Annotated in this window: 19 protein-coding genes; 10 read left to right on the top strand and 9 right to left on the bottom strand. The window is 68.3% G+C overall.

Annotation, left to right across the window (positions count from 1 at the left end; all coding sequences use genetic code 11):
• Positions 1-146: 146 nt before the first annotated feature.
• The 6 genes from V3B64_RS10560 to V3B64_RS10535 all read right to left on the bottom strand — a co-directional run bounded on the left by V3B64_RS10560 (position 147) and on the right by V3B64_RS10535 (position 5,791).
• Complete coding sequence (locus tag V3B64_RS10560; RefSeq protein ID WP_049446855.1) at positions 147-542, bottom strand: hypothetical protein; 396 nt, start codon at positions 540-542, stop codon at positions 147-149.
• A 61-nt stretch (positions 543-603) separates the two neighbouring features.
• The gene (locus tag V3B64_RS10555) at positions 604-2,643 is read right to left on the bottom strand and encodes an FUSC family protein (protein ID WP_293799478.1); all 2,040 of its coding nucleotides are present in this window, start codon (positions 2,641-2,643) and stop codon (positions 604-606) included.
• Between the two features lie 3 nt (positions 2,644-2,646).
• On the bottom strand, positions 2,647-4,107 hold the full coding sequence (locus V3B64_RS10550; RefSeq protein WP_329914111.1) for an efflux transporter outer membrane subunit: 1,461 nt from the start codon (positions 4,105-4,107) through the stop codon (positions 2,647-2,649).
• Positions 4,104-5,021: an HlyD family secretion protein gene (locus V3B64_RS10545; protein WP_324187357.1), complete on the bottom strand. Its 918-nt coding sequence runs from the start codon at positions 5,019-5,021 to the stop codon at positions 4,104-4,106. Before V3B64_RS10545 ends, V3B64_RS10550 begins: the two co-directional genes overlap by 4 nt.
• Positions 5,018-5,227: a DUF1656 domain-containing protein gene (locus V3B64_RS10540; protein ID WP_010487502.1), complete on the bottom strand. Its 210-nt coding sequence runs from the start codon at positions 5,225-5,227 to the stop codon at positions 5,018-5,020. The genes V3B64_RS10545 and V3B64_RS10540 overlap by 4 nt, the downstream gene beginning before the upstream one ends.
• Positions 5,228-5,335: 108 nt before the next feature.
• A complete protein-coding gene (locus V3B64_RS10535; RefSeq protein ID WP_012481667.1) occupies positions 5,336-5,791 on the bottom strand; it encodes a MarR family transcriptional regulator in 456 nt (151 codons plus the stop codon).
• Positions 5,792-6,459: 668 nt separating this feature from the next.
• Here V3B64_RS10535 and folE point away from each other — a divergent pair.
• The 4 genes from folE (at position 6,460) to V3B64_RS10515 (ending at position 12,738) form a co-directional block, all read left to right on the top strand.
• Complete coding sequence (folE, locus tag V3B64_RS10530) at positions 6,460-7,071, top strand: GTP cyclohydrolase I FolE (protein ID WP_004141296.1); 612 nt, start codon at positions 6,460-6,462, stop codon at positions 7,069-7,071.
• Positions 7,072-7,183: 112 nt separating this feature from the next.
• On the top strand, positions 7,184-8,653 hold the full coding sequence (locus V3B64_RS10525; protein WP_075675801.1) for a DUF3375 domain-containing protein: 1,470 nt from the start codon (positions 7,184-7,186) through the stop codon (positions 8,651-8,653).
• Positions 8,640-9,341: a DUF4194 domain-containing protein gene (locus V3B64_RS10520; protein ID WP_087924080.1), complete on the top strand. Its 702-nt coding sequence runs from the start codon at positions 8,640-8,642 to the stop codon at positions 9,339-9,341. Before V3B64_RS10525 ends, V3B64_RS10520 begins: the two co-directional genes overlap by 14 nt.
• A 16-nt stretch (positions 9,342-9,357) precedes the next feature.
• Positions 9,358-12,738, top strand: a complete 3,381-nt coding sequence (locus V3B64_RS10515) for an SbcC/MukB-like Walker B domain-containing protein (protein ID WP_049446864.1) — start codon at positions 9,358-9,360, stop codon at positions 12,736-12,738.
• A gap of 291 nt (positions 12,739-13,029) precedes the next feature.
• Here the strand turns inward: V3B64_RS10515 and V3B64_RS10510 are convergent, their stop codons facing one another.
• Complete coding sequence (locus V3B64_RS10510) at positions 13,030-13,809, bottom strand: TSUP family transporter (protein ID WP_032130226.1); 780 nt, start codon at positions 13,807-13,809, stop codon at positions 13,030-13,032.
• 102 nt (positions 13,810-13,911) lie between these two features.
• Here V3B64_RS10510 and V3B64_RS10505 point away from each other — a divergent pair, with 102 nt between their 5' ends.
• Positions 13,912-14,304, top strand: coding sequence for a YchJ family protein (locus V3B64_RS10505; RefSeq protein WP_049400368.1), 393 nt, complete (start codon positions 13,912-13,914; stop codon positions 14,302-14,304).
• Between the two features lie 3 nt (positions 14,305-14,307).
• On the opposite strand, the gene V3B64_RS10500 is transcribed toward V3B64_RS10505, so the two are convergent.
• Complete coding sequence (locus tag V3B64_RS10500) at positions 14,308-15,588, bottom strand: GGDEF domain-containing protein (RefSeq protein WP_329914110.1); 1,281 nt, start codon at positions 15,586-15,588, stop codon at positions 14,308-14,310.
• A gap of 150 nt (positions 15,589-15,738) precedes the next feature.
• Between V3B64_RS10500 and egtB the strand changes: the two genes are divergently transcribed.
• The 5 genes from egtB (at position 15,739) to V3B64_RS10475 (ending at position 21,064) form a co-directional block, all read left to right on the top strand.
• A complete protein-coding gene (gene egtB, locus V3B64_RS10495; protein WP_032130220.1) occupies positions 15,739-17,010 on the top strand; it encodes an ergothioneine biosynthesis protein EgtB in 1,272 nt (423 codons plus the stop codon).
• Entirely contained in the window at positions 17,007-17,981 is a 975-nt protein-coding gene (gene egtD, locus V3B64_RS10490; RefSeq protein WP_329914109.1) for an L-histidine N(alpha)-methyltransferase, read from the top strand. Before egtB ends, egtD begins: the two co-directional genes overlap by 4 nt.
• Before the next feature lie 84 nt (positions 17,982-18,065).
• Positions 18,066-19,334 carry a lytic murein transglycosylase gene (locus V3B64_RS10485; protein ID WP_329914108.1) on the top strand — a complete coding sequence of 423 codons (1,269 nt, stop codon included), beginning with the start codon at positions 18,066-18,068 and terminating at the stop codon, positions 19,332-19,334.
• A gap of 40 nt (positions 19,335-19,374) precedes the next feature.
• A complete protein-coding gene (locus V3B64_RS10480; protein ID WP_329914107.1) occupies positions 19,375-20,241 on the top strand; it encodes a D-hexose-6-phosphate mutarotase in 867 nt (288 codons plus the stop codon).
• A gap of 49 nt (positions 20,242-20,290) precedes the next feature.
• On the top strand, positions 20,291-21,064 hold the full coding sequence (locus V3B64_RS10475) for a DUF2628 domain-containing protein (protein ID WP_329914106.1): 774 nt from the start codon (positions 20,291-20,293) through the stop codon (positions 21,062-21,064).
• 6 nt (positions 21,065-21,070) lie between these two features.
• On the opposite strand, the gene V3B64_RS10470 is transcribed toward V3B64_RS10475, so the two are convergent.
• A complete protein-coding gene (locus V3B64_RS10470) occupies positions 21,071-22,258 on the bottom strand; it encodes a benzoate/H(+) symporter BenE family transporter (protein WP_121504942.1) in 1,188 nt (395 codons plus the stop codon).
• Between the last annotated feature and the right edge of the window lie 60 nt (positions 22,259-22,318).

Genomic DNA, 22,318 nt, shown 5'->3' with positions numbered 1-22,318 from the left:
CCCTGTAGAGTCGAGCCATGCTCGACTGCGCCGCAATAATGTAGAGCCGAGCCATGCTCGGCTGATGGGCCATGGAGTCGAGCATGGCTCGACTCTACAAAAGAGCGTCCTGATCGCTTCGGGGTTCATCCACGCATTGCGTGGATCTACGCGATCAGTACCAGGCCATCCGGGAACACGATCGCCGCTTCATCGGCACTCACGTCGAAGAAGCCCACACCGTGCTTCTCGGCCAGGTCCTGCACGCGGCCGTGCGCACGTTCGGCCACCGAATAGGCGAACGCGCCGTAGATCACCTGACTACCGATGCTGTACTCGGTCACCTCGGCACGATCATCGTCGTCATTGCTCAACGGCCCGTTCATTGGCGGAAATTCCTGTGCCATCTCCGCGAACCACGCCTGCAACGCGGGACTGCTGACCGCCGGGTCGTCGTACTCGTGGCGTTCGTTCCACTGCGTCTGCTTCTCGAACCAGGCGATGAAGGCCGCCGCCTCACGTGGAGCGGCGCTGGCCTCGAACACCATCATGTCGTAACTCATTGAACCGTCCTGCGGGCGTGGTGAAAGGCTGCCGGGCGTCGCCCGGCGCTAGTGCTCATTATCAGGCCGATGCAGTGTTGGCATCCGCCAGCCCCGGCGCCAACGCCTTCGCCTCCGGGAACAGCGCGAAGCGCAGGCCGATCAGGCCCATCAGGGCTTCATCGCGGGCCTTGCAGGCGGCCACACTGCCGACCCGGCCCAGCGAGGTATCCAGCCGCTCCCGCAGCGCCTCGGCCGCCACAATCGGTTTGTGCGCGGCAATCTGACGGCGGTAATGCACGGCGATTTCTTCCAGGATGTGCTCGACCGCTTCGCGGCTGCGTTCGGGCAGTTCCAGCCGTGCGCGACGCAGCTGCAGGATGTTCAGGCCGATGCGCGCTTCGTTGAGCATGTCCACCGAGGCGATGTCGCTGCCCTCTGGCGTCGCCGCCAGGCGCGGCGCGAGCAGGCCCAGCAGGTCGAGCATGCGTGCGGCGAAGCGCTGGCGGTCCTGCTGGCCGCGGCCTTCGGCGGCTTCGGCCAGCGTCGTCCAGCCCTGCCGCACCAGCCGGCGTGCGGTCCACTCGGCACCCACCGAGCGGAACAGGCGGGTCATCACCACCGCAAAGCCAATGCCGATGAACATCGCAATCGACGAGTTGAGGAAGGTCTGGATGTTGGCGCTGTAGGTGTTCTGCAGGCTCAGCAGCGCGGCCAGGTTCACCGTCAACGGCAACGCGAACAGCGCGCTCTTGGGGTGGTGCAGCATCAAGCCCAGCGGCAGGAACGCCACCGCCAGCACCAATGCCAGCAGGCCGAAGTCGTGCACCGCCGGGAACACGCCGAACAGGTACACACCGGCCACCACCGAGGCGACCATCGCCCACACCAGGAACGACACCATGCTCGGTGCCGGGTCGTCCTGTGCAGCGAAGAATGCAGCGGTCACCGCGGCCATCATCGCGCCGTTGCCACCACCTTCCCAACCCAGCGCGATCCACAGCACGCAGTAGCTCATCAGCGCCACGCCGGCACTGAGCGCGGAGAACAGCGCCATGCCGTAGTCGACGTGCTTGTCGGCGGCCACGCGTTCGGTGCGGATGCGGTAGTGCGCGCGGTCCAGCGGCGCGGTGCCGTGGTCGATCGCGTGCTGCAGGGTGCGGCAGTCCTGCCACAGGTCCACCAGTTCCTCCAGGCGCAGCAGCAGGCTGGCCAGCTGCAGGTGCTGCAGGTCGCGGTCCACCTGCGGCTTCAGTGCGCTGATGCGCGCGCGCAGGCGGGCGTATTCGCTGGCGTTGGTCGGCCCGTCCAGCCAGTCATGGATATCGTCGACCAGTGCCGGCAGTCCTTCCGGCAGGGCCTGGCCATCGCTGCGCAGCGCGCTCAGGCGGTCGGCAATCGAGGACAGCACTGGCAACAGCAGCAGCATGCGCTCGCGCAGGCGCTCCATCGACACCGCCGAACCGGCATGGCGTGGATCATCACGGCGCAGGAACTCGATCAGCGCCTCGAACTGCACCAGGTCGGCGGCCAGCCGGTTGCGCGGCGCATGCGCGCGGCCACGTTCAAGGATCTGCCGGCACCACTGCGCGGCGTCCTCCATCCAGTTGCCGATGCGCGCGCGCAGCATCGGACGTACCGAGGCCGGGAACAGCAGCGACGCGAACAGCACCGCCACCACCGTGCCAAGGATGATCTCCTCGCTGCGTGCCACCACCGTGTCGAAGATGGTTTCCGGCGAGGTCACCGCCGGGAAGCCGATGAAGGCCGTCGTGTAACCGGCCAGCAGGAACGCGTAGCCGCGCGGGCCGCGGTTGAGCAGGGCCATGAACAGGCAGCCGGCCAGCCAGATCGACATTGCCGCGCTCAGCACCAGCGGCGATTCCACCAGCGCCGGCAGCACCAGCAGGGTGGCCAGGCCCGCCACCAGCGTACCGACGATGCGGTACACGCCCTTGGCGCGGGTCGGGCCCAGCAGCGGCTGGCTGACGATGTACACCGTGCCCATCGCCCAGTACGGGCGCGACAGGTTGCCGGCCATGGCGATGTACAGCGCGGCCACCGCGGCCAGGTAGGTCTTGATCGAGAACAGCCAGGCCTGGCGGTCGGTCAGCGCGTTCATGGCTTACTTCGCTGCGGTCGAGGCGTTGGGCGCGGCGGCGCTGGCCTGCCAACCGCCACCCAGCACCAGGAACAGGTGGATCTGGTCGCGCGAGACCTGCGCTTCGGCGGCGGCCAGGGTGGCGTCGCTGGTGGCCAGGCTGCGGTCGGCATCCAGGCTGGACAGGTACGGCGTGCGGCCGCCCTGGTACAGCCGGCGGTTCTGCTCGGCGGCCAGCGCGGCCTGCTCCTGCGCGATGCGCAGCGACTGCAGGCGGCGCAGGTCCTGTGCGTAGCGGTCCAGTGCGGTCTGGGTCTCGCGCAGCGCCTGCAGCACGGTGTGGTCGAACTCGGCCAGTGCGGCATCGGCGCCGGCCTCTGCGGCATGGATGCGCGCATGGGTGCCCGACGACGGCAACGTCCACGAGATCAGCGGGCCGATCGACCACTGCTGGGTCATCGGCGTGCCGAAATCCTCCAGCAGGCCGGCGGCACCGAGCGAGGCCCCCAAGCGGATGTCCGGGTACAGCTCGGCAGTGGCGACGCCAATCCGTGCCGTGGCCGAAGCCAGCTTGCGCTCGGCCTGGCGCACGTCCGGGCGGCGCTGCAGCAGCGCGCGGCCATCACCGACCGGCAGCGGCTGCGCCAGGCCGGGGGCATGCGCACAGTCGATCACGCCGGCCGGCAGCTGTCCCGGGGTCTGGCCCAGCAGGGCGGCCAGTGAATAGGCAGCGGCCGAGCGCTGCGCCTGCAGCGGCGGCAGTGCAGCTTCCAGCAGCGCGACCTGGGCATTGGCGCGGGCCAGCTCCGGCGGCGTGCCACGGCCGGCAGCGATCAGGCGCTGGGTGACCGAGCGGCTGCGCTGCTGCAGCTGCAGCGAATGCTCGGCCACGTGCAGTTCGTGGTTGGCGTGGCAGATTTCCAGGTAGCTGTCGGCCACCTGCGCGACCACGCTGACCTGGGCCAGGTCACGTGCTGCGGCAACCGACTGCTCGTCGGCCCGCGCCGCTTCGGCACCGCGCTTGAGCTTGCCGAACAGGTCGAACTGGTAGCTGACCGCGAACTTGCCATCGGCCAGGTTGATCACCGGCAGCTCGTGCTCCTGCAGGAACGATTCGGCCGACAGCTGTGCACGGCTGACGCCGGCCTCGGCTTCGTACTCGAAGCCACCGGCATCCAGCGCCTGCTCATACACCGCCGCCGCGCGGCGCAGATGTGCATCGGCAGCCTTCAGCTCAACATTGTCACGCAGTGCCTGGGTGATCAGGCCATCCAGCACCGGGTCGTTGTACAGCGACCACCAGCGGTCGGGCAGCGCCTGGTTGGCGGCCACCTGCGGGTTCTGGGTATCGATGAAGGCCGCATTGGCCTCCGGGCGCTTGAACGCCGAGCCTTCCGGCAATGCATAGTCCGGGCCGACGGTCCTGCACGCGGCCAGGCTGGCCAGCGCGACGATCAGGCCGAGACGGGGAAGGGCGGCGTTCACAGGCCCGCCTGTGTCGGCGCGGCGCCGGCCTTGTCGTTGTGCGGGTGGCGGCCGGTGTCCACGGTGACCGTGGCGGTGCGGCCGGCGATCAGTTCCACGCCCTTGGGTACTTCGTCGATGGCGATGCGCACCGGGATGCGCTGCGCCAGGCGCACCCAGTCGAAGGCCGGGGTCACGTTCGGCAGCAGGGTGCTGCCATTGCTGCGGTAGCGGTCCTCGATGCCGGCGGCGATGCTCTCGACATGGCCGCGCAGCGGGGTCGATTCACCCATCAGGCGGATGTCCACACGCTGCCCCGGCGCCACGCCACGCAGTCGGGTTTCCTCGAAGTAGCCATCGATGCGGAACGAGCCGGTATCCAGCAGCGCCAGCACCGGCTTGCCGGCCACCACGTAGTCGCCCACGCGCATGGTGCGGTCGTTGACGCGGCCATCGGCCGGTGCGCGCACCTCGGTGCGGCCCAGGTTGAGCTCGGCCAGGTCGACCGCGGCCTGCGCGGTGGCCAGCGCGGCCTGTGCAGCCTGCAGCTTGGCGCGGCGCACTTCGGCGTCCTCGGCGGCGACCAGGTCCTGCAGGCTGCGGTCACGGCCGATCTCGCGGCGCAGCTGTGCCACCGAGGCCTGGCGCTCGCCCAGGCTGGCCTTGGCCTGCTCCAGCGCGATGCGGTAACGGGCACGGTCGACCACGAACAGCAGGTCACCCTTCTTCACCGCCTGGTTGTCGGCCACCTGCACCGTTTCCACCAGCCCGGATACGTCCGGCGCCACCTGCACCACGTCGGCGCCGACATGGGCATCGCGGGTCCACGGCTCATCCATGTAATAGACCCACAGCTGGCGCAGCACCAGCAGGGCGACGATCACGGCTGCGCTGGTGAGCAGCACCGGCAGGGTCTTCTTCACGATCTTGTTCACGATTGCATCCAACGCAGGAGGTGGAACAGCAGGCCAAGCACGATCCCGTACAGGGCCAGGTTGAACAGCGCCGGGTGCCATACATGGCGATAGGCGCCGGCACGCTGCAGCAGCGCGTGCAGGCCGCTGTTGACCAGATAGGCCAACAACATCAACCCGAGCAGGGTCGGGACGAACACTCCGTGGAGACTGAATTCACCGGGCATCGGTAGGGGCGGGGGCGAGGTGGGGGAGGGGAGGAACAACGAAACAACAGCAACGGGCAAAAGCCGCTGGCGTGTGCACGGCAGCGGCGGTATTCGGGGGCAGCGCTCTTACGTGATGCGGTCGGCGGCCTCGGCCAGCAGGCGCCATGCCTTCAGCACGGCGTGCAGTTCATCCATGGAAAGCTCGCCGAACACGTCCTGGCGCAGGCCGATCAACTGGTCTTCCAGCTCGCTGACCAGCGCGTGTCCCGCGTCGGTCAGCCACAGCAGGTTGGCGCGGCGGTCGCTGGCGTCGCTCTCGCGGCGGACCAGGTCGCTGGCGCACAGCTTGTCCAGCAGGCGCACCAGGGAAGGACCCTCCATGCCCAGCTGCTGGGCCAGCGCCACCTGGCGGATGCCACCGCCGGAGCGGCCGATCATCAGCAGGGGCATGGTGCAGGCGGTGGAGATGCCGTAGCTGCCGAGCCGGCTGTCGGCCAGGCGCTGCCACTGCCGCCCTGCGTACAGCAGGCCGGAGCTGAGCTGCATCTGCAGCACGGTGCGCTCGTCGAGGGGTCGGTCCATAAGAGATAGATAGGATACTACTAATTTCATTCCTATCAATGGGTTTTTATGAATGGGCGGGTGTAGTGAGGAAAGCGTTGCGCCTGCCTGGTGTCGGGTGGGGCAGCGGGGGCCGGACGGTGCAGGACACGCCGTGAACCCATCCTTGGGGGCTCGGCCGCGGCTTGCTCGTGTGCGCGTCCTGCGCACACGGCAAGACCGGCGTTGGGCGTCCTGCCCAACCCGCCCGAGGCATGCCTCGGACCCATGCCGCGGACGGTCCTGCCCCGCCCGGCCCCCGCTGCCTTCCCATCCCCCCGCGGGCGCGGTGGGTTGGCTCTTTAAAGGCAGAAGCAGTGCGGACCAACGGTCCGCACCCACCAGGGCAGCAGCCTGCGTACTCTCCGAAGCCATGAAACCCAGCTCTTGACCCCGCTTTCGGGCGGTCCGGCCGCGCCCGCAGGAAACTGTCAGGGATGGGGAAGGGCGGCAGGGCAGGACCGTGAGGCGCATGGATGCGCCGACCGAGCCCCCAAGGATGGGTTTACGGCGTGTCCTGCCCTGCCGCCCTTCCCCATCCAGACCCGTAACAGGCAGGCGCCGCCAGACCCCCGATGAACCGTCCCAACAGGACGACCCACCCCCCGGTCGGGTACGATGCTCGCCCCCCGTTCGGGACGCTGTACGCAATGAGCAAGAACAACGAAAAGGCCGCCCCGCAGGGCGACGTGACCCAGGACCAGGCCGAGGATGCCGTGCGCACCCTGCTGCGCTGGGCCGGTGAGGACCCGTCCCGTGAAGGCCTGCTGGATACCCCCCGCCGTGTCGCCGAAGCCTATGGCGACTGGTTCAGCGGTTACCGCGACGACCCCCGCGCCTACATGGAGCGGACCTTCGAGGAGGTGGCCGGCTATGACGAACTGATCGTCCTGCGTGACATCGAGTACGAAAGCCACTGCGAACACCACATGGCGCCGATCATCGGCCGCGTGCACGTCGGCTACCTGCCGGCCGGCAAGGTGGTGGGCATCAGCAAGCTGGCCCGCGTCGTCGAAGCCTACGCCCGCCGTTTCCAGGTGCAGGAGAAGATGACCGCGCAGATCGCCCAGTGCATCCAGGATGTGCTGCAGCCGATCGGTGTCGGCGTGGTCGTCGAAGGCGCCCACGAATGCATGACCACCCGCGGCATCCACAAGCGCGGCGTCAGCATGGTTACCTCCAAGATGCTGGGCAGCTTCCGCGACGACGCGCGGACCCGCGCCGAGTTCCTGCGCTTCATCGAAGTGGGCGGCAAGCGCTGAGCCGCTTGCCCGCACCCCGCCGGCCGCTGCGGGCCGGCATGCCCACGGCTGCCCGCGCGGCAGCCGTGCGTGGCGGCTCGTCCCTGTCAGCCCAACAGACCTCTTTCGCTGCATGAAGCATCGCGAACGCATCTCCCGTTACCGCCATCTGCGCGAACAGCCCCAGTGGAAGCTGCTCGCCGCCGACCACGCTCCGGAAATCATCGGCCTGCTGCAGGGGCTGCTGATGGACGGCGAGCGCACGCTGTCCTCGTCGGTGCTCAACGAGCGCCTGCAACGTGCGCTGGACCAGCTCAACGGCGACGAACTGTCGCGCGACCTGCCGCGTACCGCGCAGGCCTACATCGCGCACTGGCTGGCCCAGGGCTGGCTCGAACGCCGCCTGCCCGAAGGTGCCGACCAGGAGCAGTACGAGCTGTCGACCGCAGCGCTGCAGGCGATCCGCTTCGCCGATGGCCTGGAGCAGGCCCGCGTGGCTGCCACCGAAAGCCGCCTGGCGCTGGTCATCGAACAGCTCTCGCAGCTGGCCGCGCAGACCGAATCCGATCCGGACGCGCGCCTGTCGGCGTTGCGCGACGAGCGCGACCGCATCGACGCCGAGATCGCCCGCGTTGGTGCCGGCCGCGTGATCGCGCTGGACGGCAAGCGCGCGCTGGAACGTGCGCGCCAGATCATCGGCCTGGCCGACGAGCTGACCGAGGACTTCCGCCGCGTGCGCGACGACTTCGAGCAGCTCAACCGCGATTTCCGCGAGCGCATCATCGACGACGAGGGTGAGCGCGGCGATGTACTGTCGCAGTTGTTCGAAGGCGTGGACGTGATCGGCGAGAGCGATGCCGGCCGCAGCTTCCAGGCGTTCTGGCGCCTGCTCAACGACGCCGAACAGAGCGCCCAGCTCGATGCTGCGCTGGAAGCGGTGCTGGCGCGTGGCTTTGCGCGCCGCCTGGACCGCAACGAACGCAACTTCCTGCGTGGCTTCACCAGCACCATGCTCGAGCGCGGTGGCCAGGTACACGATGTGCTGCAGAACTTCGCGCGCAGCCTGCGCGGCTTCGTGCAGAGCCGTGGCTACCTGGAACAGCGCCGCCTCAACCAGCTGCTGAAGCAGGCGCAGTCCGAAGCGCTGGCGCTGCGCGACGAGTTCCCCGCACAGCGCGGCATCGGCCGTGACCTGCAGCTGACCACCAGCCGCCTGCGTTCGTGGTCGCAGTGGAAGCTGCATGATCCACGCAGTGCCCAGGTCGATGGCAACGTCGAGTACAACGACGCGGCCGCGATCAGCCTGGAGAGTGTCGGCGACCTGGTCGCTTCGTCCGAAATCGACTTCCGCACCCTGCGCCGCGACCTGCATGACCTGCTCGATGCGCAGCCGCGGCTCAGCATCGCCCAGGCCCTGTCGCAGCGCGAGGCGCCGCAGGGTCTTGGCAGCGTCATCGGCTATCTGTCGCTGGGCACGCGCTTCGGCAACGTGGTCGCCGGCGAGCAGGAGCTTGCCGAATGGCGTGGTGGCGACGGCCAGGTCCGTCGCGCCCGCATCCCGCTGGTTTGGTTCACCCAGGAGAGACGCCATGAGCTGGCATGAAGATCCCATCGACGCACCGCAGGCCGACGTGGCGGAAGACGCCTACGAAGCCGAACCGGTGGCGGCCGTGGCGCAGCCCCGCCGTGGCAACGACGTGTACTACCTCGGCGATACCGGGCGCCTGCCGCTGGATGCGCGCCGCGCGCTGTGCCAGCTGCTGATCGGCCCCAGCATTGACCAGCTGCGCCACGCCAAGCTGTGGCCGGCACTGATCCGCAGCGAGGCGGCCATCCGTTCGGCGCTGGCCGACCTGTTCCTGGAACTGGTGCTCGACCGTGACAGCGGCGTGGCGTTCACCCGCCAGGCCGATACCGAAGACGTTGATGCGCCGGTGCTGCTGCGCACCTCGCCGCTGACCTTCATCGATTCGGTGCTGCTGCTGTACCTGCGCCAGCAGCTGGCCGAGGCCGATGCGCGCGGCAACCGCGCGGTGGTCGCCGACGCCGAGATGGCCGAAGCGCTGGCCATTTACGAGAAGAACCTGTCCACCGACCGCGCCGGCTTCAACCGCCGCGTGGCCTCGGCGGTGCAGAAGATGAAGGACAACCACATCCTGACCCGCCTCAGCGGCCAGGAAGACCGCCACGAAGTCTCGCCGGCGCTGAAGCTGCTGTTCTCCGCCGAAGACGTGTCCCAGCTTTCGGCGGTCTACCGCCAGCTGCGCGAAACCCCGGCCGCCGAGGCCTGAGAGACCCGACCATCGCATGGCTATCTCCAAGCACACTCCCGCCCTGTTCAACGAAGGCCTGCCGGACCCGCGCCTGCAGCAGTTCCGCATGCGCCGCCTGCAGGTGCACAACTGGGGCACCTTCAACGGCCTGACCGAAGTACCGATCGCCGAGCGCGGCTTCCTGTTCGTCGGCCGTTCCGGCTCGGGCAAGTCGACCCTGCTCGATGCCATGTCCGCGCTGCTGACGCCGCCGGCCATCGTCGACTTCAATGCGGCTGCGCGTGAAGCCGAGCGCAGTGGCCGCGACCGCAACCTGGTGTCCTACGTGCGTGGCGCCTGGGCCGACCAGCAGGACAGCGGCACCGGCGAAATCGCCACCCAGTACCTGCGCAAGGGCGCGACCTGGACCGCACTGGTGCTGGAGTACCGCGCCGGCGATGGCCGCGTGGTCAGCCTGGTGCGCCTGCTGTGGATCTCCGGCAATGGCACCTCGGCCGGCGACGTGCGCAAGCACTACATGATTGCCGAGCGCCCGTTCGACATCGCCAAGGATCTCGGCGGCTTCGACCTGGACCTGCGCAAGCTCAAGCAGAAGCTGTCCGACCTGCACCACTTCGACACCTTCTCCGGCTACGCCGAGCGCTTCCGCGACCTGCTCGGTATCGACAACGAAATGGCGCTGCGCCTGCTGCACAAGACGCAGTCGGCGAAGAACCTGGGCGACCTCAACGTCTTCCTGCGCGACTTCATGCTCGACACGCCGAAGACCTTCGACGCCGCCGAGCGCCTGGTCAGCGACTTCGCCGAGCTCGATGGCGCGCACCAGGCCGTGGTCACCGCGCGCCGTCAGGTGGAAACCCTGCTGCCGGCACGCGCCTACTACAACGATCTGAAAGAGATGCACCGCCAGCGTGGCGACGACGAAGCACTGAAGCTCGGCGTCGACAGCTTCCGCGAAAGCCGCCGCCAGGCGCTGATCGAAGCGCGCCTGCGCGAGATGGACGTGCGTGACCGTGGCCTGCTCGGCGAAGAAGCCCAGCGCCGTGCCGCACTCGACAACCACACCGAGCGCCTGGCCGAACTGGAACTGCAGCGCCGCCAGCAGGGCGGTGAACGCATCGAGGAACTGGAACGCGAGCAGGGCCGCGCCGAAGCCGAGCGCGACCGGCGCAAGGCCAAGCGTGACCAGGCCCAGGAAGCGGCGCAGCAGCTGCAGGCCGAACTGCCCGACGATGCCCATGGCTTCGCCGAGCTGGTCGAGCGCGCGCAGAACGAACTGCAGGACCGCCAGCGTGCCTCGGCGGCACTGGACGATGCGATCAGCGATCGCCTCGGCGGCAAGCGCGACGACGAGCGCCGCTTCGGTGAAGTGCGCAGCGAACTCGAAGCGATGCAGCGCACCCCCTCCAACATCCCGGCGCCGATGCAGAAGCTGCGTGCGCGCCTGGCCGAGGAAACCGGCATCGCCGAAGCGGCGCTGCCGTTCGTCGGCGAGCTGATCCAGGTCCGCTCGGAAGAGCAGGGCTGGCAGGGCGCCATCGAGCGCGTGCTGGGCGGCTTCGCGCTGTCGCTGCTGGTCGATGACAAGCACTACAACGACGTCGCCGAGTGGGTGAACCGTACCCACCTGGGCATGCGCTTCACCTACTACCGCGTGCGCCGCAACGATGATGCGTTCGCGCGCGAGCCGTCGGCGAAGTCGCTGCTGCACAAGCTGGAACTGCGCGAGCATGTGTTCGAAAGCTGGCTGCGGCGCGAGCTCGGCAAGCGCTTCGACTACGAGTGCGTGGATGCCAAGCAGCTGCGCAACGTCGACCGCGGCATCACCCGCGAAGGCCAGGTCAAGCATCCGGGCGACCGTTTCGAGAAGGACGACCGCAGTGCGGTGGGCGACCGCCGCCGCTGGATCCTCGGCTTCAACAACCACGACAAGGTGGGCGCCTTCGAGCGCGAAGCACAGGAACTGGCCAAGCGCATCGCCAGCTGCGAGACCGACATCGCACGCCTGCGCGGCCAGCGCGACCGCGACAATGAGCGCCGCCTGGCCTGCCACGAGCTGGTCAGCATCAGCTGGAACGAGATCGACATCGCTGCCCCGCAGCAGCGCCTGAGCGATATCGAGGCCACCCTGCGCGACCTGCGCGAAGGCAATGCCGATCTGGCCAAGCTGGCCAAGCAGATCGACGCCGTGCGCGCGGATATCGAACAATCCCGCCGCACCTATGAAGACGTCCGCGTCGAGCGTGGCCAGCTGGTCAAGGAACGTGATCGCCTCGACCGCGCCCGCCAGCAGAGCCGTGCACTGGTGCTGCCGAGCCTGGCCCAGGAGCAGGAAGCCGGGCTGGCCGAGCGCCTGCAGGAGCAGGGCCCGCTCAGCCTGGAAACGCTCGAAGCGCACATGCGCCAGGTCAGCAACGCGCTGAACGAGCAGCTGTCGTCCTCGCAGCAGGACCTCAACCGCATCGAGAACCAGCTGATCGGCTGCTTCCGTCGCTTCATCCAGCAATGGCCGGAGGAATCGGGCGACTTCACCGTCTCGGTGGCCTCGGCCGAAGACTTCCTCGCCCGCCTCGAACGCCTGGAGCGCGACGGCCTGCCGCAGCACGAAGAGCGCTTCTTCGATCTGCTGCAGAACCAGAGCAAGAACAACCTGCTGGCCCTGCAGCGCCACAGTGCAGAGGCCCGCAAGTCGATCGGCCAGCGCCTGGACGAAGTCAACGCCAGCCTGGAGCAGGTGCCGTTCAACCGTGGCACGCTGCTGACCATCGAACTGAGCGACCGCCGCCTGCCGGAAGTCGGCGAGTTCCACCTGCAGCTGCGCGAGGTGCTGTCGCAGCAGCAGACCGAGCAGCGCGAGCTGGCCGAATCGCAGTTCACCGTGCTGCGCCAGCTGGTCAACCGCCTGGGTTCGCAGGAAGGCGAGGACAAGCGTTGGCGCGAGCTGGTGCTGGACGTGCGCATGCACGTGGAGTTCATCGGCGTCGAGCTGGATGCGGAAACGCGCCAGCAGGTCGAGATCTACCGCAGCGGTGCCGGCAAGTCCGGTGGCCAGCGCCAGAAACTGGCCACCACCTGCCTGGCTGCGGCACTGCGCTACCAGCTCGGCGGCGCCGACAGCCAGCTGCCCAGCTACGCCGCGGTCGTGCTCGACGAAGCCTTCGACAAGGCCGACAACGAGTTCACCGCACTGGCGATGAACATCTTCGACAACTTCGGCTTCCAGATGGTGGTCGCCACCCCGCTGAAGTCGGTGATGACGCTGGAGCCGTTCATCGGTGGTGCCTGCTTCGTCGAAATCAGCGGCCGCCACGACTCCGGCGTGCTGCTGATCGAGTACGACGAGGAAGGCAAGCGCCTGAAGCTGCCCGAGCGCAGCCGCCAGCAGGCCAACGAACCGGAAGAAGCCGAGGCCTGACCGCCTCGGTCCAGCGACCTGTAGAGCCGAGCCATGCTCGGCTGCTCTTCGCGCTCGGAAACAGTGTGCCAACCAAGGTTGGCACCTACCGGAAGTCGCTCTGCTCTTGCCCTTGCTCCCAGCTTCCGCGCTCGCGCAGAGGCCGGGTAGCGGTTGGGTGAGGGGGCATGGCAGGACCGCGAGCGCCATGGATGGCGCTCACGAGCCCCCATGGACGGGTTCACGGCGTGTCCTGCCATGCCCCCTCATCCGATCGCCCACATGGGAGTCAGGCGCCAGCGACGCGGTGGATCACGCTCCGCGCAACGTATCCCACGCCATCCGCGCGATCAGCACCACCACCAGCCCCACGAACAGCTTGCGGATGAACGGCGTACCGCCCTTCAGCGCCAACCGCGTGCCCACCACCGAACCGATGATGTTGGCCGCCGCCATCGGCAGCGCGAACAGCCACAGGATGTTGCCGGTCGGCACGAAGAACGAGATCGCCGCCACATTGGTCGCCAGGTTCACCACCTTCGACGCGGCCGAGGCGCGCAGGAAATCCAGGCCGAAGAAGCGCACGAACAGGAAGATCAGGAAGCTGCCGGTGCCCGGCCCGAAGAAGCCATCGTAGAAGCCGATCGCTGCACCGATCGCCAGCGCGATCACCAGCTCGCGGCGGCCGATCTCCTGCGGCCGGTGCAGTGCACCGAAATCCTTCTTCCACAGCGTGTAAGCCAGCATCGCGATCAGCAGCACCAGTACCAGCGGGCGCACCGCATCCTTGGGCAGCAGGCTCACCGCAGTGGCCCCGGCGAAGGAGAAGATGAAGGCGGTGCCGGCCGCGAACAGCACCGGCTTCCACGGGAAGCGCACGTTGCGCGCATAGCGCCAGGCAGCCGCACCGGTGCCGAACATCGAACTGAACTTGTTGGTACCAAACAGCATCGCCGGCGTCTGCTGCGGCAGCACCGTGAACAGGCCGGGCAGCTGCACCAGGCCGCCGCCACCCACGGCAGCATCCACAAGACCGGCGATGAAGGCGATCACCACCAGCCACCACAACTCAGGGGGAACCAGTTCCAGCACGGCGATCAATCAAGGTGGGGGCGCGACAGCATACGCCTGTCCTGCTTCAGCTGGCCCGTGCCGCGCGTGGATCAATCCCTGCAACCCGGCGACAATGCCGGCATGAGCCGAAAACCCGCCGATCCCTGTCCCTGTGGCCTTCCCGCCGACTATGCCGCCTGCTGCGGCCGTTTCCACGCCGGTGAAGCCGCGCCCGATGCCGAGCGCCTGATGCGATCGCGCTACAGCGCCTACGTGCGCGGTCTGGCTGACTACCTGCGCCAGAGCTGGCATCCGGACACGCGTCCGGCCGAGTTGACGCTGGATGATGCACCCGGCCAGCGTACCCATTGGCTGGGCCTGACCGTGCACGAGCACACCGTCACCGGTGCTGACAGCGCCGATGTCCGCTTCACCGCGCGCTATCGCGTCGGCGGCGGCAGTGCGGTCAAGATGACCGAGCACAGCCGCTTCCAGCGCATCGACGGCCGCTGGTACTACTTCGACGCTGCCTGAGCCCTACGCGCTGCGCGCAGCCAGCACGCGCTGGCCGCCGTGCGCGCGCACCTGGTTGCGGCCGCCGTCCTTGGCCACGTACAGGGCCTGGTCGGCGGCCTTGACCACCGCCATCGGGCGCGGATCCACGCGGCTGTCGGCCAGCCCGATGCTCACCGTCACCTGTACCACCTGGCCGCTGCCACCGCGTCCGCGCTGCTGTCGGCCGGCTTCGTCATCACGGCTGCGGGTGCTGCGGTCGCGCAGCTGCATGCGGGTCTCCTCGATGCTCTGCCGCAGCGCCTCCACGGCATCCATGCAGGCCGCCGCCGAGCGGTCCAGGAACACCACCGCGAACTCCTCACCGCCATAGCGGAATGCACGGCCACCGTCGCCCACCCGGGCCAGGCGCGAGGCCACCAGGCGCAGTACATCGTCTCCGGTGTCGTGGCCATGGGTGTCGTTGAATGACTTGAAGTGGTCCACGTCCACCATCGCGATGCTGTAGGTGCCGCGTGCCCGCTGCAGGGTCTCGTTGAATGCCCGTCGCCCCGGCAGGCCGGTCAACTCATCGCGGAAGGCCATGTGGAAGGACTCCTGCAGCATCGCGCCCAGCATCAACAGCAGGGCGGCGCTGCTCAGCGCCGGCAGCAGTACCGGGTGCAGGAAGATCCGCGGCAGCATCCACCACAGGCACAGCAGGGTCAGCAGCATCGCCGTGTGCAGTGGCCGAGGATGCCGCCACGCCTGCCAGCCCAACGCTGCGGTCGCCAGCAGGAACAGCAGCGCCGGCAGCTGCGCCAGCGCGTTCCAGTCGGCGGGAATCCAGGCCCAGTGACGGTTCGACAGCAGATCGTGCATGCCGCGCGGCTGCTGTGTGGCTAGCAGCAGGAAGATCATCACCGCGGTGCCGCTGGCAATACCGCGCAGCAGCAGGTCCTGGCGCCGCCGTCCGCGCTCCGGCCACAACGCAAGGCCGGCAGACAACAGCGGCAACCAGGCCGAGATGGCGTGGAAGCGCAGCGGTGTCAGCGTGGTGACATGGCCATTGCGCAGGTAGCCAGCGACGTCCTGGTGCAGCAGCGCGAACATCACCGCCACAACCATCAGCAGGCACAACGTGCGCACCTGGTGGTAGAGCAGGGCCAGGCCGGCACCGAGGCAGGCCAGCAGCCAGGGCAGGACGCGCTGCGCCGGGCTGGCCACGTCTGCGGTATCCAATGCGGTCCACACCACCACGGCAACCAGCACGGCAGGCAGCACGAACAGGTAATGCGCAGGCTGGCGGAGCGGATGCAGGGGCAAGCAGGAATTCCAGCGCGGTGACGACGCGGCCGCAGCATTGCCGTTAGCGGCGTTCGTGGTGGCTTCTTGAATGCGGCAGGCTCATCCATGTGAACGAAGTGACGCCGAACCATGACGTCGCACTCACCGTCCAGCGCCGATGCTGCCCACATGGACAGCGTACCCGCCGCCGTCGCTGCCCCGCAGCACGATCTCGCCCGCCAGTTCGCCCATGTACGGACGCGCAGCCTGCAGCTGGCCGCGCCGCTCAGCGCCGAGGACGCCATGCTGCAGAGCATGGCTGACGCCAGCCCGAGCAAATGGCACCTGGCCCACACCACCTGGTTCTTCGAACGCTTCGTGCTGGCGGGTTTCGCCACCGCGCCAGCGCATGACCCGGGCTGGGACTACCTGTTCAACAGCTACTACAAGAGCATCGGCCCGGCGCATGCGCGGCCACAGCGCGGGTTGCTGTCGCGGCCCTCGTTGCAGCAGGTGCGCGACTACCGCCAGCAGGTCGATGCGCAGGTGCAATCGCGGTTGGCGGCGGGCGATCTCGATGAACAGGCACTGCAGCATCTGCAGCTGGGCCTGCAGCACGAGCAGCAGCACCAGGAACTGCTGCTCACCGACATCAAGCATGCGTTCTGGTGCAACCCGCTGCAGCCCACCTACCGCGAGGACCTGCAGCCTGCCACCAGCGCTGCCAGTGCGCAGGGCTGGATCGAATCACCCGAGCGCATCGTCACCGTCGGCGCCGCGGCATGGCCGCAGCAGGCCGCGTTCGCCTACGACAACGAATCGCCAGCGCACCGCGTGCTGCTCCCCGCGCACGCATTGGCCGAGCGTCCCGTCAGCAATGCCGAGTATCGGGCCTTCATCGACGCCGGTGGCTATCGCGAACCGCGCTGGTGGCTCAGCGAAGGCTGGGCGCTGCGCGAAGCCGAGGGCTGGCAGCATCCGCTGTACTGGGATGACGCCCTGCAGCGCGAGTACACCCTGGGCGGTTGGCGCGAACTGGATCCGCACGCGCCGGTCTGCCACCTCAGCTACTACGAGGCCGATGCCTGCGCCCGCTGGTCCGGTGCGCGCCTGCCCAGCGAGTACGAATGGGAAGCCGCCGCTGCGTCGCAGCCGCTGCGTGGCCATTTCGCTGACGACGACCGGCTGCATCCGCTGGCAGCGCAGGGCAGTGGAATACGGCAGCTGTTCGGCGATGTCTGGGAGTGGACCCACAGCGCGTATGGCGCCTATCCGGGCTTCCGTCCCTTCGCCGGCAACCTCGGTGAGTACAACGGCAAGTTCATGTGCGGGCAGTGGGTGCTGCGTGGCGGCAGCTGCGCGACACCCCGCGGCCATGTGCGCGCCAGCTACCGCAACTTCTTCATGCCGCCGGCGCGCTGGCAGTTCTCCGGGCTGCGCCTGGCCAGGGACCTCACATGAGCACCGTGCATGACGCGCTGCAGGCATTGACCGATCTCACCCCCGGGCGGCAGCAGATCCTCTCCGACGTAGTGGCCGGACTCTCACGTACGCCGCGCCAGCTGCCGTCCAAGTACTTCTACGATGCGCGTGGCTCGCGCCTGTTCGAGCAGATCACGCAGACCCCCGAGTACTACCCCACGCGCACCGAGCTGGCCCTGCTGAAGCGTGTGCTGCCGGACATCGCCCGCAGCGTTGGCCCGCGTCTGCACGTGGTGGAGCTGGGCAGCGGCAGCGGACGCAAGACCGCGCTGCTGCTTGCCGCACTTCACGACCCGGTGGCCTATACGCCGATTGAAATCTCGCGGGCCGCGCTGCTGTCCAGCATCGATCATCTGGCGCCAGCGTTGCCGGAGGTGGAGATGCTGCCGGTCTGTGCCGACTTCACCCGCCCCGTCGCCGTTCCCATGCCCGAGCGCGAACCCGCGCGACGGCTGCTGTTCTTCCCCGGTTCCACGCTGGGCAACTTTGAAGGCGAAGACGCGGTCGCACTGCTGCGGGCGATGCGCCAGACGATGGGCCGCGACGGCCTGGCCCTGGTCGGCATCGATCTGCACAAGGACCCGGCTCTGATCGAAGCGGCCTACAACGACGCGCAGGGCGTCACCGCCGCGTTCACTCTCAACCTGCTGGCCCGGCTCAATCGCGAGATCGGCAGCGACTTCGACCTCGACGGCTTCCACCACCGTGCCTGCTACAGCACCGCGCGGCTGCGCATCGAAACCGATCTGGTCAGCCGCTGGGCGCAGGATGTGCATCTGGACGGCCGCACCTTCCACTTCGCCGCCGACGAACCAATCCGTGTGGAGTACAGCCACAAGTACACCGACGACAGCTTCGAGGCGCTGCAGCAGCAGGCGGGCCTGCAGGTCACGCAGCGCTGGAATGCCGACAGTCCCGCCTACGGCCTGCGCCTGCTGCGTGCCATCTAGGGCGGCCGGCCAGCCGGTACCCCTTCAGGTTCTGCAGCACCGCTACCCCTAAGATGGCCGTGCAACGGCAACACGGAGGACGCCATGCCCATTCTGACCACCCTCGGCCTGGCGGCCGCTCTCGCCTCGCCCCCCGCGCTGCCTGCAGCACCGGATGCCAGCGTCGATCCGGCCTTCAGCCGCTGCCTTTCGGGCCTGCAGGCCACGGCCGCCAGCCAGGGCATCAGTGCCGAGCGCTTCAACGAAATCACCGCCGGCCTCACCCCGGACCCCAGCGTGCTCGGCCTGCTCGACGCGCAGCCGGAATTCACCACGCCGATCTGGGACTACCTGGCCGCGCTGGTCGATCGCCAGCGCGTGGCTGATGGTCGCGCCATGCTGCAGCAGCATCGCGACCTGCTCGATCGGGTGTCGGCGCAGTACGGCGTCGATCCGGCCACCATCGTCGCGGTCTGGGGCGTGGAGAGCGACTACGGCCGCGTGTTCGGCAAGCGCCCCCTGCTGCAGTCACTGGCCACGCTGTCCTGCGCCGGCCGTCGCCAACCCTTCTTCCGCGGTGAATTGCTGGCACTGCTCAAGCTGATCGACCGCGGCGACCTGCAGGCACAGGGCCTCACCGGTTCCTGGGCCGGTGCCTTCGGGCATACGCAGTTCATGCCCAGCACCTACGCACGCATCGCCGTGGACGGTGATGGCGATGGCCGCCGCGATCTGGTCGGCAGCATTCCCGATGCGCTGGCCTCCACTGCCAACTACCTCAAGCGCGCCGGCTGGCGCAGTGGCGAGCCGTGGGGCATGGAAGTCCGCATCCCACCGGGCTTCAATGCCAGCCAGGCGGGGCGTACCCAGCGTCGCGCCCTGGCCGACTGGCGCGCGCAGGGCGTGACCGCGCTGGATGGCAGCGCGCTGGCACCGGCCAACCTCCCGGCCGACGCGCGCGCGGCGCTGCTGCTGCCGGCGGGCATCAAGGGCCCGGCATTGCTGGTGTTCCGCAACTATGACGCGATCTACAGCTACAACGCCGCCGAAAGCTATGCGCTGGCGATCGCCACGCTGGCCGACCAGCTGCGTGGCGGCAACGGGCTGGCTACCGCCTGGCCGACGGATGATCCCGGCATCGGCCGCGATGAACGCCGTCAGCTGCAGACCCTGCTGCTGGCGCGTGGCCACGACATCGGTACCGCCGACGGCATGATCGGTACCGCCACCCGTCGCGCGATCCAGTCCGAGCAGCAGCGCCTGGGCTGGGCCAACGCCGATGGGCGTGCCGGCCAACGCATCCTGCGCGCGCTGCAGGAAGAGGCGGCCGCCATCGCACCCGCTGCGCAGAAGGCCTTGCCCCAGGCACGCTGACCGCGACATCATCGCCGCGGTCTTCAAGGAGCGTCATCGCATGCAGTCGGATCCGGACATCAGCAGCGGCCTGTATCACGGGCTGGAGGCCTGGCACGTGCGCACCCCCAGCGCGACGGCGGTCATCAGCGTGTTCGGCGGACAGCTGCTGTCGTTCATTCCCGATGGGCAGCCCGATGTACTGTGGCTTTCGCCCACGCGCGCCGAGCTGCCCACGCCCATCCGCGGTGGCGTCCCGGTGTGCTGGCCGTGGTTCGGCCGCCAGGGCCAGAACAATGATGTGCCCGCGCATGGCCTGGTGCGCACCGCGCGTTGGGAGCTTCTGCAGGCCAGCCAGAGCGATGACGGTGAGGTCGAGCTGCAGTTGGCACCTGCACCCTGCGCCGATCCCGGCCTGCGCCTGCAGATGCAGTTGCGCATCGGCCGCCAGCTGCGTCAGCAGCTCGTCACCGAAAACACCGGAACCTCGCCGGTGACCTTCACCCAGGCCCTGCACAGCTATTTCCGGGTGGGCGATGCCAACCAGGTCGAGGTCGAGGGCCTTGACGGCCTGCAGTACCTGGACAAGTACGAGGACTATGCGCAGCTGCGCCTGCAACAGGGACCGTGGTCATTGCGCGATCCGCGTGACCCCGGTCGCAGCGATCGCATCTGTACCGGTGCCGGAGGCCATTACGTGCTGCGTGATCCAGTACTGCAGCGGCGGATCGAGATCCGCAGCGAAGGCAGCCAGACGCTGGTGGCCTGGAATCCCGGTGCGGAGGCGGCAGCGAAAATGGCCGATGTCGGCGATGGCTGGCAAGATTACGTTTGCCTGGAAGTGGCCAACGCAGGCCCGGAGCAGATTACGCTTGCGCCGGGTGAGCGCCATCAACTGGTGCAGACCCTGGCCAGTACCGCGCTGTAGGCGCTGGCGGCGGTTTCAGTTTGTCGATGCAGTAGCAAGGACGGAAAACATGCAGGAAGCACAATGGTGGTACGCCAATGGCAGGCAGAGCAGTGGGCCGGTGGGTCTGGCCGGTCTTCGCCAGCTGCAGCGGGAAGGGACGGTCACGGCGCGAACGCTGCTCTGGTGCGAGGGCATGCCCTCGTGGCGGCCGTTGGCGGAGCTGGATCAGGCCTCAACGCAGGTCGAGGTGGCTCCGGTCCTGGATATCGACGCAGCGCCTGCGGCTGAGGGCATCGCGCCGAGTGTCGGCGATCCGTCCGATCCCTATCGTGCACCGGTTGCGGCACCGGAGACGGCCGCGGCGGCTGGGCTGGAGGGCGAAATGGCCTTGTACGCCAGCGTGGTCGGTGGCAACTTCCCGATCTATCGCCAGCGCTGGCGGCTGGATCAGGGCATCGCCACGGGCAGTGGCACCTGGCACTGGCCGGCCTTCCTGCTCGGCCTGATCTGGATGATGTACCGCAAGATGTACCGCCTGGCGGCGATGTGGGCTGGCCTGCTGCTGTTGATCAGTGTGGTGGAGACCTTGCTGGATGTGCCGGATGGCCTGTCACTGGTCATCACCTTTGCGCTCAGCATCACCACCGGCATCTTTGGCAACAGCTGGTACCTGGCACACTGCCAGCGCCTGATCGCCCAGGCCCGTGCCGTCACCGGCGGCGATGACGCACGGCTGCGCAGCGAGCTGACCGCGCGCGGCGGCACCAGCGTGGTCGCCACACTGATCGCCATCGTCATCGCGGTGGTGCTGAGCACCGTCGGCGCCGCATTGGCGGGGTAGGGCAGGTCAGCGTCCCTGGCGGGGCCGCAGCACTACCAGGCACAGCGCACCGGCCACCAGGCCCCAGAACGCCGAGCCGATGCCGGCCAGTGAGACGCCCGAGGCGGTGACCAGGAAGGTGACCAGTGCCGCCTCGCGGTCCCGCTCTACTGCCAGCGCACTGGCCAGGCTGTTGGCGATGGTGCCGAACAGCGCGATACCGGCCACGCAGGCCACCAGCTCTTTCGGGAACGCCGCGAACAGTGCGGCCACGGTGGCGCCGAACAGCCCGACGACAATGTAGAAGGCGCCGGCCGCCATCGCGGCGGTATAGCGTCGTGCCGGGTCCTCATGCGCATCGCGGCCCATGCAGATCGCTGCGGTGATTGCCGCCAGGTTCAGTGCGTATGCACCGAACGGTGCCAGCAGCGTATTGACCACACCGATCCAGCCGATCAGTGGCGACACCGGGGCGTCGTAGCCGGATGCGCGCATCACCGCCACGCCCGGAATGTTCTGCGAGGCCATGGTGACCACGAACAGGGGCAGGGCGATGCCAGCCACTGCAGTCCAGGACAGGGATGGGGTCACCCATTGCGGTACCGCCAGTTGCAGCTGCACCTGCTGTGCGTGCAGCAGGCCACGGCTGGCCGCAACCGCGATGCCGACCAGCAGGGTGGCGATGACCGCATAGCTGGGGAACAGGCGGCGTCCGCCCAGCCAGGTGGCGAACATGGCCAGCGCCAGTACCAGTTGGGTGTTCATGGCCACGAACACGTCCAGGCCGAAGCGCAGCAGCACCCCGGCCAGCATGCCGGCGGCCAGCGCCATCGGCACCCGCTGCATCAACCGGGCGAAGATGCCGGAGAAGCCTGCCAGCATGCCAAGCACCGCAGCGAGCAGGAATGCACCGGTGGCTTCAGCGAGCGAGGCACCGCCTGCACCGACCACCAGCATCGCCGCGCCCGGGGTTGACCACGCGGTCACCACCGGCACGCGATAGCGCAGCGACAGCCCGATGCAGGTGACACCCATGCCCAGTCCCAGTGCCCACATCCATGAGGCGATCTGTGCCTGGTTGGCACCGACGGCTTGTGCAGCCTGGAACACGATGACGGCCGAACTGGCGAAGCCGACCAGCACAGTAATGAAGCCGGCAACGAGGGCCGGTACTGAAAGGTCGCGCCACCACGCTTGCCGCACCTGCATGTTCATTGCCGTCTCTCCACTGTGCATCCGTGCATTGATAGCCCTTGTGGGGTGGGGGGGGGGGGG

The organism is Stenotrophomonas sp. SMYL86, from assembly GCF_036320025.1.
GTDB lineage: Bacteria > Pseudomonadota > Gammaproteobacteria > Xanthomonadales > Xanthomonadaceae > Stenotrophomonas > Stenotrophomonas maltophilia_A.
This window is presented reverse-complemented; position numbering and strand designations above follow the sequence as displayed.